Genomic DNA, 15,787 nt, shown 5'->3' with positions numbered 1-15,787 from the left:
TATTTTCGATGGCCGGTCGAACCGGTTCGCCGAACCGGTTCGATGAACATAAGCGCGCCCACAAGAGGAGTCAATGGGAGAGGCCCAATGTATGCCGTCCTGTTGCACGGCGCCGCGCCCGTGCCTCGCCGCCGGATGGCCGCCGCGTCACCGGCGGATGTCGCGGGTGTTCCGCCGGCGATGGACCCGAGACGTCTGTCGTGCCGCACATCGAATCGATTCGAGCGACGGCCGGACACGGCCCCCTGAGACGCGGCCCTCGTGGCCGCGTCCCTGGGCGGGCGACGCGGCCACGAGGCCGTCCATGCGTCCGGTCAGCGGGCGGACGGCACGACGGTGGTCGTCAACCCGTCCACGGTGAGCCTCAGCGCCGGAGCGATGGTGCCGCCGAAAGCGGCCCGTGCCCGCTCGGCCTCCGCGAACCGGAGGTCCATGCCCGGCTCGGACCCGTAGTTGGCGAAGCCGACCACCTGGAGGTCGGACAGCACCAGCCAGGCGTAGGTCTGGTCGGGCCGGGCGGAGGGATTGCCGAGCACGAGCCCGGACCCGTTGAGCGGCTCGTACGGTCCGGTCAGGCTGGGCGCGGCGAAGCCGTACAACCCGGTGGGCGCGCTGCCGGCCGGGTGGAAGCCGTGGCGCTGGGTGGAGAAGAACAGGTAGTAGCGCGACTCGTGCACGATGACGTGCGGTCGTTCGAGCTCGTGGTTGACGCCTTCGGCGACGAGCAGGGGCGGCTGCAGGACCCAGGCGCCGGCCCGCCGCCCGGCCAGGGCGATCGCGCCGGTGAAGCCGTCCTCCCAGGCGGTGGACGCGGCGACGAGCAGGTGGTCGCGCCCGTCGGCCGGGTCGCGGAACCAGCCGGGATCGCGGAAGGCCCTGATGCGGCCCGGCGCCCCCTCGGACTCGTCGGCCGGCAGGTACATCCGGCCGTCGGAGCGCAGCACCTCGCGGTGGTCGGCGTCCCGTCCGAGCGCGATCCGGCCGCCGTCGGCGATCAGGGCGGGACGGGTCTCGATGACGCTCTGCGCGAATGTCGGGCGTGCCTCGCCTCGCCGTCCGGCGGCCGTGTAGAACACCGAGACGGTGCCGTCGGGCCGGCGGACCGCCGACCCCGACCATTCGCGGCTGCCGGGCGAGGCGCCGTCGGCGAAGGCGTCCCCGAGGTCGGTCCACTCCTCGCCGTACCTGGCGAGCAGGCGGATGCGCGCCTGGTCGTGGCGCTCCTCCGGATGGCCGAGAGCGGGAGCCGACAGGGCCATCCACAGCTCACGCCCGCCGATCACGCTCGTCGAGCCGTCCTCCTCCTGGATCGGCCACAGGTCCCACAGATAGTGGCCGGGCAGGATGCGCGGCAGGGACGGCGGATCGATGACGGGCACGGTGACCGCGCCGGTCTCGGCGAGCAGGTCGAGATGCCGGCGGGTCCAGCGCGCCGGCCGGCCGTCGCTCACGCGGCGCCCTGCCGGCGGCGGTGACCACCGATGCGTCCGTGGAGCGCGCCGGGTCCGTCCGCCGTTCCCCGTGCGGCCCGTGACCGTCCTTGGCGGAGCATGGTGAACCTCTTCTCTGAGAGTGATGGATGTGATCTCGCCTGACCGGCGGGCCCGCCGGTCAGGCGAGGGCGCTCATGGCGAGCTCGACGGCGCCGGCGATTCCGGAGTGGTCGCCGAGCGAAGGGCCGGCCACGTACTCCTCCATGGCGGATCGGTCGGTGAGCGCAGGTATCGCCGGATAGCCGGCGGCCAGGTCGAACGCGCGCGCCCGGATCCGGGGCAGCAGCCCCGGACGCTTCGCGACGCCGCCGCCGATGACGATCCGCTCGGGAGACAGCGCGTAGGTGAGGGTGGTGACGGCGTGGGCCAGGTACTCGGCCTCGAGCTCCCACGCCGCCGGGTCGTCCAGGTCCTCCGCACGCCGCCCCCAGCGCCGGCGCATCGCCTCCCCGGAGGCGAGCCCTTCCAGGCAGTCGCCGTGAAAGGGGCAACTGCCCGCGAACGGGTCTCGGGCGCGGTCGTGCGGGATGCGGATGTGGCCGAACTCCGGGTGCAGGAGACCGTGCGCCGGGCGGCCGTTCAGCACGGCTCCCACGCCGATGCCCGTGCCCACGGTCATGTAGGCGAGCGTCTCCAGGCCTCGCCCGGCGCCACGCCGCCACTCCCCCAGCGCGGCGGCGTTCACGTCGGTGTCCAGGCCGACGGGAACGCGCAGCGCGGCGCGCAACGGGGAGACGACGTCGGTGTGGGTCCAGCCGGGCTTGGGCGTGACCGTGATGTGGCCGTACGTCGGTGAGCCCGGCCGCAGGTCGACCGGGCCGAAGGTGCCCACGCCGATCGCGGCGAGCGTCCGGTGCTCCTGGAAGAACCGCACGGCGCCGGTGATGGTCTCCTCCGGCGTGGTGGTCGCCAGCACGTGCGTCGCGAGGATCTCCCCGCCGGCGTCGGCGACCGCGCACACCCACTTCGTGCCGCCCGCCTCGATCCCGCCGAAGAGCGGCGGCGGTGCGCTCATCGCCGTCATCCCTTCAGCGAGCCCTGGAGCAGGGCCTTGACGAAGTGGCGCTGGAAGATCAGGAAGATCGCGAGCGTGGGGGCCAGGATCAGCAGCGACCCGGCGCACAGCAGCGGGATGTCGGTGCCCCACTGGCCCTGGAAGGCGCCCAGCGCGCCGGACATCGTGCGCTTGGCGGGGTCGTCGACCAGGACGATGGCCAGCAGGAACTGGTTCCAGGTCCACAGGAACAGCAGGATGCCCAGCGAGGAGATCGCCGGCATGGCCAGGGGGAGGTGGATGCGGCGGAACAGCTGCCACACGTTGGCGCCGTCCATCCGCGCGCTCTCGGACAGCTCTTGGGGCATGTTGACGAAGTGGGCGCGCATCCAGAAGACGCTGAACGGCATGAACAGGCCGATGAGCGGCAGGATGATCGCCCACCGGGTGTTCAGGAGCCCCATGTCGCGGATCTGGTAGTACAGCGGCGTGATGATGCCCTCGAACGGCAGGGTCAGGCCGAGCACGAACAGCAGGAAGACCACCCGTCCGCCGATCACCCGCAGGTGGCCGATGGCGAAGCCGGCCATCGTGCCCAGCAGGATCGACAGCGGGACCACGCCCAGCACGATGAGGACGCTCGACTTCAGCAGCTCCAGCATGTTCGCCGCCTGGAAGGCCCGCGGGAAGTTGCCCCACTGCGGGTGCTCCGGCCAGGCCAGCCCGGCCGGGTAGGTGCCCGAGGGGTGCAGGGCGGTGACGAACAGGCTGATGAACGGCAGGAGCGTGACCGCCATCATCAGGACGAGCAGCAGCCGGCCGGTCCATGCCTCCCCCCGTGCGGTGATCATCGGTTGCCGTCCTTCGCGAACCACTGGATGGGAAGGGCGCAGGCCATCACCAGGACCATGAGCACCACGGCGAGGGCCGAGGCCATGCCCACCTCGCGTTCGGAGAAGGCCAGGTAGAAGATCTGCAGGCCGGGCACCATGGTCGTGTTGCCGGGGCCGCCCTGGGTGGAGATGTAGATGATGTCGAAGCTCGCCAGCGCCGCGATCACGGTCACGGTGACGCAGACCGCGATCTCCTGGCGCAGGCTGGGGACGGTGATCGAGATGAACTCCCGCCACGGCCCGGCGCCGTCGAGCCGGGCGGCCTCGTACAGCGCCGGGTCGATCTTGCTCATGCCCGCCAGGAGCAGCAGCGTGCACAGGCCGAGCAGCACCCACGCGCCGATCATGCCGACCGCCGGCAGGGCGGTGCCGAAGTCGCCCAGCCAGGCCCGGGTCACCCCGCCCAGGCCGACCAGCGTGAGCAACTGGTTGACCACTCCGGTGGAGGCCAGCAGCCAGCTCCACGCGATGCCGGCGGCCACCAGCGGGATGACCTGCGGCAGGAAGATCACGGTGCGCGCCACCAGGGCGAGCCTGGTCGCGGCGATGCGCCTGATCGTCGCGGCGATCGCCAGCCCCAGCACGACCGGGATCGCGCTGAAGAACACGATCAGCTTGACGGCGTTGACCAGCGACTCGAACAGGTCGGGGTCGGTGAAGACCTTGCCGTAGTTGGCCGGCCCCACCCAGGTGGAGGCGCCGATGCCGTCCCAGTCGTACAGCGAGTACTGGAACGTCACGGCGATCGGGCGCAGGACGAACACCGCGTAGAAGGCGAGCGCCGGGGCGATGAACAGCCAGCCGGCCAAGCCGCGCGAGCCGCGCAGCTTGGCCGTGACCGGCCGCCGGGACGCCGATCGGGCGCCGGCGGGGCGGGGCACCACCTGTCTCAGTTCCCTTCGAGCTGGCCGGTGTAGTCGGCCTGGACGCTCTTCAGCAGCTCCTGCGGCGTCTGCTGCCCGGCCACCAGCTTCTGCAACTGCGGCGTCCAGCTCTTGGCGTAGATGGCGCCGGTGGCGTTGGCGATGAAGTCCATCGCGCCGTTGTCCTTGGCGATGTCGGCGCCGGCGGACAGCGTGCTCGCGGTGACCTTGTCGGCGGGCACCTCGGGCATGTACGCGTCGGCCGGTCCCATCGGGTGCGACCCGCCGACCTCGACGCCGATCTCGCGGGCCCGCTTGTCGGTGGCCACCCAGTTGAGGAAGAAGGCGGCGCAGTCGGCGTTCTTGGCGCGGGCGGCGATGCCGAAGGTCAGGGGGGCCGACATCGCGGCGCGCTTGCCGCCCTGCTGCGCGGGCGGCATCAGGGTGAAGCCGGCGTTGCCCGGCATCTGCTTGTCGAGGTTGCCCGACTCCCAGTCTCCGTTGAACATGAACAGGCCCTTGCCGCCGATGAAGCGGCTCATCATCGTGGCGTAGTCGACCGCGTTGACGTCCTTCTGGAAGTATCCTGCCTTGACCCATCGCTCCAGGTGCTGGGCGGCCTGCAGGTTCGACGGGGTGTCGATGGTCGCGCCTTGCTTCTGGAAGATCCAGTCGTTGATGGGCCCGGGCGGCCCGTAGGAGGCCATGAGGTTTTGCAGCGGGAACGCCAGGCCGCCGGTGGCGCCGCCGTTGAACTGCAGGATGGGGGTGAGGCCCGCCTTCTTGGCCTTGTCCAGCGCCTGGTCCAGCTCCGCCAGCGTGGTGGGCGGCGCCGACATCCCGATCTGGGCGGCCAGCTTCTTGTTGTAGAACAGACCGGTCAGGCTGAAGTTGAGTCCCAGGGCGTACAGCGAGCCCTCGCCGCGCGGGCGCCCGCCCGGGCCCATGCGCAGCTGCTCGAGCTGCGAGGCCGGCCACCGGTCCCAGCCGAACGCCTTTGCGTAGCCGTCCAGGTTCTTCAGCAGGTTGTCCTTGACCAGCTCCGACACCTGGGGAAGGCGCATCAGGTCGGGCGGGTTGTCCGCCAGCACGCGCGGGGCGTTCTGCGTGATCACCGCGAACTGGTCCTCACGGATGTCCCAGGTGACGTTCGGGTGCTGCTTGGTGAACTCGGTGGTCAGCTCCTTGGGCAGCGGGAATCCGGTCTCGAAGTAGCCGCTGAGCTTGACCGGAGCCGTGCCGCAGGTGGGCGCCGCGGACGTCGACGACGTGCTGGTGGCCTGGGGTGGCGGGTTGTCGCTGCCGGGAGCCGCGCAGGCGGCGGCCAGCATTCCCATGGCGATCACAAGCGCGGCCCCGGACCTGCCGGGGCGACCTCGACGAGCCATGCGCATCTCCTCTGCTGCCTGGGACCATCCGCACCGGGCTGACGTCCCGTCTTCGTTGCTAAATCGGGTTAGCGCCCGTTAGTCTCACCGTGCACGTCGCACGATGTCAACCCTCCGTAACACACTCTTGACGATCGGAGGCTCCGGGTGAGCCCACGCCGGGTCACGCTGGCCGATGTCGCCAAGGCCGCGGGCGTCTCCCGCCCGACCGCCTCGCTGGTGCTGTCCGGCCGCGGCCGTGAGCTGCGCATCTCTCAGGACGTCGAGCAGCGGGTGCTGAAAGCGGCCGACGAGCTGCAGTACCGGCCCAACATCGTCTCGGTGGGCCTGCGCACGGGCACCTCCCGGACGATCGGCTTCGTCTCCGACACCGTCGCCACCTCGCGGCTGGCCGGCGACATGATCAAGGGAGCGCTCGAGGCCGCCCGCGACCGCGGCTTCATGCTGTTCATCGGTGAGACCGAAGGCGACGCCGAGCTCGAACGCCTGCTCCTGCAGGCCATGCACGACCGTCAGGTGGACGGGCTCATCCTGGCCTCGATGTTCACCAGGACCATCAAGGTGCCCAAAGGCATCACGGCCTCACCCGTCGTGCTGCTCAACGCGGTGCCCAAGGGGCCGGCCGTCCTGCCCGCCGTCCTCCCCCACGAGGTCGAGGCCGGTCGTCTCGCCGCCCGCGTCCTGCTGGACGCCGGCCACCGCGACGGCATCTACCTGATCGGAGTCGGTCCGGGCCTGCGCAACGTGCCCTCCGAGAGCGTCGCGGCGCTGGAACGGCTCGTCGGCATCCGCGAGGCCCTCGGCGAGGCGGGGGTGAAGGTGGCGGGCGCGCGCACGTGTTTCGACTGGCAGCCGGAGTACGGCCTCGCCGCGACGCGCGACCTGCTGGAGACGGTCAGGCCGCGCGCGCTGATCTGCTTCAACGACCGCATCGCCATGGGCGCCTACCAGGCGCTCGACGACTTCGGGCTCAAGGTGCCCGCGGACGTCTCCGTCGTCTCCTTCGACGACCACCCCATCGCCTCGTGGATGCGGCCCGGCCTGACCACCGTCGCGCTGCCCCACTACGAGCTGGGCCGCAAGGCCGTCGACGTGCTGTTCACCGAGATGGACCGCGCCCCCGCCGAGCGCGCGGCGGGCGAGGTGCACCGTGTGCCGATGCCGGTCCGTGCCCGCGATTCCGTCGCGCCGCCTTCTGGCGCGCACTCCCCCGGCTGAGCGCCGCCCGCCGGCACGCGGGGTGAGGTGGTGAGGAGGGCGCGCATGGCCGCGGCGGCCGCGTCTCGGCGCGACCGCCGCGGCGGGTGAGAGGGGTGGTGGTACCGCTCAGAGCGCGGTGATGGTCCACTGGTTGTTGGTGCTGGTGTTCGGGGCCCACATCTGCACGGCCGAACCGGCCGTGGTGAGGCCCGCGCCGTCCAGCGCGGTTCCAGTGCCCCGGTTGATGATCTGGTAGCGGCCGTTGCCGACGTTGTTGAGCCGCCACTGCTGGTTGTTGCCGCCGTTCCAGGCCGACTGCAGGCAGTTGGCGCCGTTGGCGGTGTTGCCCCAACTGTCGGCGACCATGCCGTTGGTGCGGTTGACGATGCGGTACCAGCCGCTGCCGAGGTCGACGAGCTGCCACTGCAGGTTGTTGCTGCCGTCGTAGTTCCACTGCTTGAGCGCCGAGCCGGAGGCGACGCTGCCGCCGCTGTCCAGGGCGAGGTTGGTGCTCACGTTGTTGATCCGCACCCAGCCGGTCGGGGTGGGGCCCGAGCCCGGGGCGGGGATGGAGCCGTTGAAGGTCAGCTTGACCACGTAGGCGGGGGCGCTGAACGGGGCGCTGGAGGAGGGCATCGTGATGTGCAGGCCCGAACCGTCCTGGGTGCGCGTCGGCAGGTTGGTGTACTGGCCGGCCGTGGAGCCCAGCAGCTGCACCGACGCCAGGGTGCTCAGGTTGATCCGGTTGGAGCCCAGCGTGCCGATGTTCAGCGTGCCGCCCGGCCAGCCCAGCACCGTGGCGTACAGCACGGTGTTGTCCTTGCTGCGGGTGAAGCGGATGTCGGTGTTGGTGCCGGCCCGCGGCGTGGTGAAGGACCCGCCGCCCATCTGCGTCGGCCCCTCGCCGTAGACCGACCAGGCCCGGGTGGCGTAGATGGACTCGCCGAAGCGCTTGAGGTAGTCGCCGATGCCGAGCAGGACCGACCGCTGCCCGGAGGGGATGGTGCCGTCGGCCATCGGCGCGATGTTGAGCAGCATGTTCCCGTTCTTGCTGACCCGGTCGATCAGCGAGTGGAGCATGGCGTTCAGCGAGTAGTAGCCGATGCCGACGGTGTAGCACCAACTGGAGCTGGAGATGCTGTCGTCGGTCAGCCAGTAGGGGGTCTGGATGCCGGCCGGGCCGCCGCGCTCGTAGTCGAACACCTCGCCCCGGTTGTTGAACCCGTCCTTGTAGGTGGCGACGACGTCCTTGTTCCAGGAGACCGCCCGGTTGTAGTAGTACGACAGGAAGTCCAGCCGCCGGGACTCGGGGAGCTGGGTGAGGTTGAAGTCCTGCCAGATGACGTCGGGCTGGTAGCCGTCGATCACCTCGCGCAGCTTGTCGTACCACAGTTGCTGGTGGGTGGACGCGCCGAGCTGGCCGTACAGCTTCTTCAGCGAGTTGGTGGACTGCGTCGGCACCCACTGGTAGAAGCCGGTGAAGTTGTAGGCGTGGTGCAGCGACACGATCAGCTTGAGGCCCTTGGCGCGGATGGCGTCGGCGTGCAGGCGCAGCAGGTCCAGCCGGGGCCCGGTGGCCACGGAGTTCCACTCGTTGACCTGGCTGTTCCACATGGAGTAGCCGTCGTGGTGCTCGGCCACCGGCCCGGCGAACCTGGCCCCGGCGTCGGCGAACAACTGCGCCCACTCGTTGGGGTCGAAGCTGCCGCCCGCGGACTTCAGCTTGGGCGCGAACTGCACGAAGTTCCCGGCCTTGTCCCGGGCGCCGTTGATGAAGTTGTGGTACGGCCACGCGGAGGGATCGCCGTAGACGCTCTTGTGGTGGTTGTTCTCGTTCGACCCGTTGTTGTACATGTTGCGCGGGTACCACTCGTTGGCGAAGGCGGGGACGCTGAACACGCCCCAGTGGTAGTAGATGCCGAACTTGGCGTCCTGGAACCACTCGGGGGCCGGCGGGTGCTGGTCGACCGAGGACCACGACGCGGTGTAGCTCTGCGGGCCGTCGGTCGCGAACGCCGGGCGGAACCCCAGCAGGCCCGAGGCCGCGACACCCCCGGCCCCGGCGAGGAGCGCGCGACGACTGAACTGGTACGAGGACGAAGACGAGGACATGAGCGGGGACCTCTCAGGACCAAGGAGCTCTACTGGGTCACGTGCGTTGTTTCGCCGAGATGACTGGAGGGTCACACCTGAGACATTGGATGTCTTTGTAGACCTACCAACGGCATCTGTCTAGCCCCCGCCGATCGCCGGAACCGCCCACCGGAAGGGGGCCGCCGCGCGCGGAACGCCGCCGGATCACGAGGTCCGGGGGACGGACGGCCGAGACGGAGCAGGTCTCCGCGATGCCGCTGACGGGTGCGCATGCCGCGGACGCGGGTCTCCCCCGTCATGACCTTCCGCCATCAGACAACCCATGTCTGACGACACACCCCGCGCGACCGCCGAGAGCCGAGATGGCTGTAACTTTCAGCGCGCGACGGCGCGTCGATCTTCCGGACGGCCGATCCCCAGACGGCCGGCCCTCAGGATGATCGCCGCAGTGGCGCGAGGGCGGGCTCCGGCAACGACGGGCCGAGGTTCTCCCGCAACCAGGTCTCGGTGGTGTTCACATGCATGAGCGCGGCCGCCTGGGCCAGGGGCGCGTCGCCGTCGGCGAGCGCGCGGTAGATGGCGGCGTGCTCGGCGATGGTGCGGTCGGCCGCGTTCCCCTCCACCAGGCCCCGCCAGACACGGGCACGCAACGTCCGGCCGGCGATGCCGGCGAGCAGTGCGCACAGGGACCTGTTGCCCGTCGCCTCGAACACCGCCCGGTGGAAGGCGTCGTCGTGGTGGTTGAGCATCTCCACGTCATCGTGCGCGGCGATCATGGCATCGAGATGGCGTGCGACCTCCGCGAGCTGGTCCGCGGTGATGCGCAGCGCGGCCACGCCCGTGGCCACCGGCTCGAACAGGCGCCGCACCTCGGTGATCTCCAGCAGGTCGTCGCCCCGCATCATCTCGACGGCGAGGCCGACCCCTTCGAGCAGCAGCTCCGGCTTCAGGCTCGTGACGAAGGTGCCGTCTCCCCTGCGCACCTCCAGCACGCGGGTCGTGACCAGGGAGCGAACGGCCTCTCTCAGCAGGTTGCGGGAAAGGCCCAGCTCGGCGGCCAGGTCCTGCTCGGGAGGCAGCCGCGCACCGGGGTGGAGGGTCCCGTCCTTGATGAGTTGCCTGATGCGTTCGATCGCCTGCTCGGTCAACGACATAGACGAATCTTCGTACCTCAGGACGGAGGAGAGCCACCCCACCCCGTCCGAGAACGCCATCGAGAGCCACAGACATGTGATGAATCGGCTGATTCGGCACGACTCATCGATCATCGGACGCGTCCGGCCGTCCGCCCGGGATGATGCCGTCTCCGACCCTCGTGGGGTCACGGCGAATCCGTCCCATGAGGTCTGGACACCGGCCAGGTTTGGCCATAGAAAGACATCCCATGTTCTTGTCGATGATGAGCGCTAGTGAGGCTTTTCACCGGAGTCCCGCGTCCCGCGGCGCGTGACCCCGCCCGAGCCCGCGGCGCGGCCCGCCACGGCGATCCCCCATCGTGGTGATCCTTGAGGAGAGACGATGAAACGCAGAAGGTTCGCGCTGGCCGCGGCCCTCGCCATGTCGGGGTGCCTTGCCGCGGCATGCGGCGGCGGTGGCACCGGCGGCGGTGACGGTGGCGGCGAGAAGGGCGCGCCGGCGAAACCGCTCATCGGCGTCGACTACCCGCGGTCGGACACCGACTTCTGGAACTCCTACATCAGGTACGTGCCCCAGTTCGGCGGCGAGCTCGGAGCCGATCTGAAGACCACCAACTCCCAGAACGACATCTCCACGCTCACCGCCAACGTCCAGAGCCTGGTCGGCCAGGGCGTGGGCGGCATCGTCATGGCCCCCCAGGACACCGCCGCGGTGGCGCCCACGCTGCAGCAGCTCGAGACCAAGAAGATCCCCGCCGTTCTCGTGGACACCCGGCCCGACCAGGGGAACGCCTTCATGGTCGTGCGCGCCGACAACCGCGCCTACGGCGAGAAGGCCTGCCGGTTCCTGGGCGAGAAGCTCAAGGGCAACGGCAAGGTCGTCATGCTCCAGGGCGACCTGGCGTCCATCAACGGCCGAGACCGCACCGAGGCCTTCAACGAGTGCATGAAGCAGAACTACCCGCAGATCAAGGTGTTCGGCGAGGCCGCGAACTGGGACGGCGCGGTGGCCGCGCAGAAGCTCTCCACGGTCCTCACCGCCAACCCGGACGTCAAGGGCGTCTACATGCAGTCGAGCTTCGCCCTGGCCGGCACGCTGCAGGTGCTCAAGCAGCGCGGCCTGCTGGTCAAGCCGGAGGACCCCAAGCACGTCTTCGTCGTCTCCAACGACGGCATTCCCCAGGAGCTCAAGGACATCGCCTCCGGCGACATCGACGCGACCGTCTCCCAGCCGGCCGACCTGTACGCCAAGTGGGCCCTGTCGTACGCCAAGGCCGCGATCGACGGCAAGACCTTCCAGCCGGGCAAGACCGACCACGACAGCACGATCGTGCAGGTCCGCGCGGGGCTGCTCGAAGACCAGCTGTCCGCGCCCCTGGTCACCGCCGACGGCGGCACCTACGGAGGCGTCCCCAGCGTCAAGCACGACGACAAGTCGCTATGGGGCAACAACCTGAACTGAGAGGGCGAGGGTCATGGGCGACCACGCGGGAGCGACCGCGAAACCCGCGCCCGCACGCGACGGCGAGCCGGCCCCCGCCGACGGGCCGGTCGCCGAGGCGGAGCGCGTCACCAAGAGATACGGCGAGACCGTCGCGCTGGACGGCGCGCACATCACGATCATGCCGGGACGGACGCACGCTCTGGTCGGACGCAACGGCGCGGGCAAGTCGACCCTGGTCTCCATCCTGACCGGGCTGCAGCCGCCGGACGAGGGGGAGATCCGCTTCGCCGGGGCCCCCGCTCCGCGGCTCGCCGACCGGGACGCCTGGCGTGAGCGGGTCGCCTGCGTCTACCAGAAGTCCACCATCATCCCCGAGCTGACCGTGGCCGAGAACCTCTACCTGAACCGGCACAAGCGCAACCGGCTCGGGCTGGTCGACTGGAAAAACGTGTGGCGCAAGGCGTCGGAGCTGCTGGAGACCTGGTCGGTGGACGTCGACGTCCGGCGGCCGGCGCGGGAGCTCGGGGTGGAGCAGCGGCAGTTCGTGGAGATCGCCCGGGCGCTGTCGTTCGGCGCGCGGTTCATCATCCTGGACGAGCCCACCGCCCAGCTCGACGGCGCGGCGATCTCCCGGCTGTTCGAACGCATGCGCGCCATGCGCGAGCAGGGCGTCACGTTCCTGTTCATCAGCCACCACCTGCAGGAGATCTATGAGATCTGCGACACCGTCACGGTGTTCCGCGACGCCCGGCACATCCTCACCGCGCCGGTGGCCGAGGTTCCGCAGGGCGACCTGGTGGGGGCGATGACCGGCGAGGCCGCGGGCCTGCGGGAGCGGCGGATCCGTCCGGCCGTGCCCTCGGACGCGCCCGTCGTCCTGGAGGCCAAAGGACTGGGCGACGGCGAGCTCTACCACGACGTGGACCTGCGGGTCCGCGCCGGGGAGATCGTCGGGCTGGCCGGGCTGGGCGGCAGCGGGAAGACCGAGCTCGCCGAGGCCGTCGTGGGGCTGCGGGCGCCCCGGTCGGGGACGGTGGAGGTGGCCGGGAGCCGCCCGCGCCCCGGCAGCGTCCCGGCGTCGCTGACCATGGGCGTGGGGTTCGTCCCCCGGGACCGCCATCACCAGGGCCTGGTCCCGCTGATGTCGATCGCCGACAACACCACGCTGACCATCCCCGAGCGGCTCGGTCCTGCGGGCTTCGTCAGCGGCCGGCGCAAGGACCGGCTGGCCCGCGAGATGATCGACAATCTGGCGATCAAGACCCCCGGGCCCGAACTGCCCGTCACAGGGCTGTCCGGGGGGAACCAGCAGAAGGTCGTGATGGCCCGCGCGCTGGCGAACGGCCCCCGCCTGCTCGTGCTCATCACCCCGACCGCCGGGGTCGACGTCCGCTCCAAGGAGTTCCTGCTCGGCAAGGTCGAGGAGATCGCCGGGACCGGGACCGGCATCGTGATCGCGTCGGACGAACTCGACGACCTGCGGCTGTGCGACCGGGTGCTGGTGATGTTCCATGGCCGCGCCGTCGCGGAACTGCCCGCCGGCTGGCACGACCACGAGATGGTGGCCGCCATGGAAGGAGTCGACCTCGATGCCTGAGACCACCACCGCGCCGTCCGGCACCGGACGCCCGCCAGGCTCACCGTCCTCGGAGGGCACCGGACCGGGAAGGCGGCGCGCCGGGCCGCGCCTGGCGCGGCTGCGCGACCTGGCCCTGGTCCCCGCGATCATCGTGATCGCGATCGTCGGGCAGGTCGTCCACCCGATCTTCCTGCAGGCCGACAACCTGATCAACATCCTGCAGACCATGTCGGAGATCTCGCTGCTGGTGCTCGCGCAGACCCTCGTCCTGGTCGCCGGCAGGATGGACCTGTCGCTGGAGTCGACGTTCGGGCTGGCGCCCGGCGTGGCCGCCTGGGTGACGGTCGCGGCGGGGACGGGACACGGGCTCGGCCTGCTGTCGGGCGCCTGGGCCATCCCGGTCACCCTCGCGGTCGGGGTGCTGGCGGGGGTGGTGAACGCGCTGTTCATCGTCCGCTTCGGCCTGAACGGGTTCATCGTCACCCTCGGCATGCTGATCGTGCTGCGCGGCCTTCTCACCGGCATCTCGGGCGGGCAGACCTTCTTCAACCTCCCCTCGTCCATGACCTACCTGGGCTCGGCGTTGTGGCTCGGCATCCCCGCGTCCATCTGGGTCTGCCTGCTGCTGTTCGCGGCCGGCGTGGTGCTGCTGGGGTTCACCGGCTTCGGCCGCTCGCTGTACGCGATCGGCGGCAACGTCGACGCGGCCAAGGCCGCGGGAATCCGCACCGACCGGGTGCTGTGGATCACGCTGATCACCGCGAGCGTGCTCGCGGCGCTCGGCGGCCTAATGCTCGCGGGCCGGCTCGCCTCCGTCGCCGCCGGCCAGGGAAACGGGGCGATCTTCACCGTGTTCGCCGCCGCCGTCATCGGCGGGGTCAGCCTCAACGGCGGCAAGGGGACGGTGTTCGGCGCGTTCACCGGCATCCTGCTGCTCTACATGATCCAGAACGTGCTGACCCTCGCGGGCGTCCCGGCCCAGTGGATCGGCGCGCTCAACGGGGCGATCATCCTCACCGCGCTGGGGATCTCGCGGCTCACCGGCGGCAAGACACAGGAGTGAACCAGAGACGGCGGTGGCCGGGCTCGGGCCGACCAGATGGTCCGCCCGGCCCCCGCCGGCTCTGACCCGGACGCCTGAGGCGGTGACGGCGGCGCCCGTCCGCCGCGCGCCCCGGCGTCGATGGTCAGGTGCTCGACCGGGTCGACCGCGGTCTCGGCGACGCCCGCGTCAGCCTCCCCAGCGGTGCCCGTCCGGATAGCGGTAGGCGGCGACGGAGCCGGGGTGCATGCGGGCGCTGTAGCCGGGGGCCTCGGGCAGCCGGTAGCGGCCGCCCTCGACCCGGACCGGGTCGGTGAAGTGCTCGTGCAGATGGTCGACGTACTCCAGCACCCGCCCTTCGAGACGGCCGCTCACGCAGACGTAGTCGATCACGGAGATGTGCTGGACCAGCTCGCACAGGCCGACGCCGCCGGCGTGCGGGCAGACGGGCACGCCGAACTTGGCGGCCATCAGCAGCACAGGGACGATCTCGTTGACCGAGGCCAGGCGGCAGGAGTCGATCTGGCAGAAGTCGATCGCCCCGGCCTGGAGGAGCTGCTTGAACATGACGCGGTTGTGGCAGTGCTCCCCGGTGGCCACTCCCACGGGGGCGACCGCCTTGCGGATGGCGGCGTGGCCGAGGATGTCGTCGGGGCTGGTCGGCTCCTCGATCCACATCGGCTCGTACGACGCCAGCCGGTTCACCCACTCGATGGCCTGCGGCACGTCCCACACCTGGTTGGCGTCGATGAGCAGCGTGCGGCCGCCGAGCTCCTCCCGGGCGATCGACAGGCGGCGCACGTCGTCCTCGACGTCCGCGCCCACCTTGAGCTTGACGTGGGTCCAGCCCTCGGCGACGGCCTCACGGCACAGGCCGCGCAACTTGTCGTCGTCGTAACCCAGCCATCCTGGGGAGCTGGTGTAGGCCGGGTATCCCCGCTCGGCGAGCTCGGCGACGCGCTGCTCGCGCGTGGGAGCGAGCGCGGCCAGCATCTCGACGGCCTCGGCGGCCGTGAGCACGTCGGACAGATAGCGCAGGTCGCAGGCCGCGACCAGCTCTTCGGGCGGCATGTCCGCGACCAGCCGCCACAGCGGCTTCCCGGCCCGCCGGGCGGCCAGGTCCCACGCGGCGTTCAGCACGGCCGCCGCCGACAGGTGCACCACGCCCTTCTCCGGGCCGAGCCAGCGCAGCTGGCTGTCGCCCATGATCTCCCGGTAGAGGCCGCCGAGGTCGCGGGCCAGCTCGTCCACGTCGCGGCCGGTCAGCCGTGCCCCGATCTGCCGGGCCGCCGCCACGCACAGGTCGTTGCCGCGCCCGATGGTGAACGTCAGACCGTAGCCCGCCAGCTCGGCGTCGTCGGTCACGAGGACGACGTAGGCGGCCGAGTAGTCGCCGTCGGGGTTCATCGCATCGGACCCGTCGAGGGTGGCCGAGGTGGGGAACCGGACGTCGATCACGTTCACCGAGGTGATTGTCGGCATGAACCAGCTCCCATTGATCCGATGAATACGCCCTGGACAGTAGAATCGCATCCGGCTCGGGACAAGTAAATCCACGTTGCGCGACTCCCCCGTCTTCCCGCAAACCCGATGAATCCCCTACCCGCGCCCCGCGACGTCCACCTCGCCGTCACAGAGCGGGACCGAGCGGCGAGCGGTCA

The 15,787-nt window shown here is 70.5% G+C and carries 12 protein-coding genes; 4 read left to right on the top strand and 8 right to left on the bottom strand.

The window, feature by feature from the left end; all coding sequences use genetic code 11:
- Positions 1 to 314: 314 nt before the first annotated feature.
- From ABZT47_RS38635 to ABZT47_RS38615, 5 genes are all read right to left on the bottom strand, one after another.
- The gene (locus tag ABZT47_RS38635; RefSeq protein ID WP_354853273.1) at positions 315 to 1,451 is read right to left on the bottom strand and encodes a glycoside hydrolase family 68 protein; all 1,137 of its coding nucleotides are present in this window, start codon (positions 1,449 to 1,451) and stop codon (positions 315 to 317) included.
- A gap of 160 nt (positions 1,452 to 1,611) precedes the next feature.
- Entirely contained in the window at positions 1,612 to 2,508 is an 897-nt protein-coding gene (locus tag ABZT47_RS38630; protein ID WP_354853271.1) for an ROK family protein, read from the bottom strand.
- A gap of 5 nt (positions 2,509 to 2,513) precedes the next feature.
- Complete coding sequence (locus ABZT47_RS38625) at positions 2,514 to 3,338, bottom strand: carbohydrate ABC transporter permease (RefSeq protein WP_354853269.1); 825 nt, start codon at positions 3,336 to 3,338, stop codon at positions 2,514 to 2,516.
- A complete protein-coding gene (locus ABZT47_RS38620; RefSeq protein ID WP_354853267.1) occupies positions 3,335 to 4,264 on the bottom strand; it encodes a sugar ABC transporter permease in 930 nt (309 codons plus the stop codon). Before ABZT47_RS38620 ends, ABZT47_RS38625 begins: the two co-directional genes overlap by 4 nt.
- 5 nt (positions 4,265 to 4,269) lie before the next feature.
- The gene (locus ABZT47_RS38615) at positions 4,270 to 5,631 is read right to left on the bottom strand and encodes a hypothetical protein (protein WP_354853265.1); all 1,362 of its coding nucleotides are present in this window, start codon (positions 5,629 to 5,631) and stop codon (positions 4,270 to 4,272) included.
- A 147-nt stretch (positions 5,632 to 5,778) separates the two neighbouring features.
- Between ABZT47_RS38615 and ABZT47_RS38610 the strand changes: the two genes are divergently transcribed.
- Complete coding sequence (locus ABZT47_RS38610; RefSeq protein WP_354853263.1) at positions 5,779 to 6,849, top strand: LacI family DNA-binding transcriptional regulator; 1,071 nt, start codon at positions 5,779 to 5,781, stop codon at positions 6,847 to 6,849.
- 108 nt (positions 6,850 to 6,957) lie between these two features.
- Here ABZT47_RS38610 and ABZT47_RS38605 read toward each other — a convergent pair whose 3' ends face one another.
- Both ABZT47_RS38605 and ABZT47_RS38600 read right to left on the bottom strand, forming a co-directional pair.
- A complete protein-coding gene (locus ABZT47_RS38605) occupies positions 6,958 to 8,943 on the bottom strand; it encodes an alpha-L-fucosidase (RefSeq protein WP_354853261.1) in 1,986 nt (661 codons plus the stop codon).
- A gap of 413 nt (positions 8,944 to 9,356) precedes the next feature.
- Positions 9,357 to 10,079 carry a FadR/GntR family transcriptional regulator gene (locus tag ABZT47_RS38600; protein WP_354853259.1) on the bottom strand — a complete coding sequence of 241 codons (723 nt, stop codon included), beginning with the start codon at positions 10,077 to 10,079 and terminating at the stop codon, positions 9,357 to 9,359.
- Positions 10,080 to 10,443: 364 nt separating this feature from the next.
- Here ABZT47_RS38600 and ABZT47_RS38595 point away from each other — a divergent pair, with 364 nt between their 5' ends.
- The 3 genes from ABZT47_RS38595 to ABZT47_RS38585 are packed head-to-tail and all read left to right on the top strand — an operon-like array spanning position 10,444 to position 14,147.
- Complete coding sequence (locus tag ABZT47_RS38595; protein ID WP_354853258.1) at positions 10,444 to 11,523, top strand: sugar ABC transporter substrate-binding protein; 1,080 nt, start codon at positions 10,444 to 10,446, stop codon at positions 11,521 to 11,523.
- A 13-nt stretch (positions 11,524 to 11,536) separates the two neighbouring features.
- Positions 11,537 to 13,102, top strand: a complete 1,566-nt coding sequence (locus ABZT47_RS38590) for a sugar ABC transporter ATP-binding protein (RefSeq protein WP_354853256.1) — start codon at positions 11,537 to 11,539, stop codon at positions 13,100 to 13,102.
- Positions 13,095 to 14,147: an ABC transporter permease gene (locus tag ABZT47_RS38585; RefSeq protein ID WP_354853254.1), complete on the top strand. Its 1,053-nt coding sequence runs from the start codon at positions 13,095 to 13,097 to the stop codon at positions 14,145 to 14,147. Before ABZT47_RS38590 ends, ABZT47_RS38585 begins: the two co-directional genes overlap by 8 nt.
- A gap of 168 nt (positions 14,148 to 14,315) precedes the next feature.
- Here the strand turns inward: ABZT47_RS38585 and ABZT47_RS38580 are convergent, their stop codons facing one another.
- Entirely contained in the window at positions 14,316 to 15,608 is a 1,293-nt protein-coding gene (locus ABZT47_RS38580) for an L-fuconate dehydratase (protein WP_354853252.1), read from the bottom strand.
- Positions 15,609 to 15,787: the final 179 nt, after the last annotated feature.

The sequence above is a fragment of the Sphaerisporangium sp. NPDC005289 genome (genome assembly GCF_040607455.1).
Taxonomy (GTDB): domain Bacteria; phylum Actinomycetota; class Actinomycetes; order Streptosporangiales; family Streptosporangiaceae; genus Sphaerisporangium; species Sphaerisporangium rhizosphaerae.
This window is presented reverse-complemented; position numbering and strand designations above follow the sequence as displayed.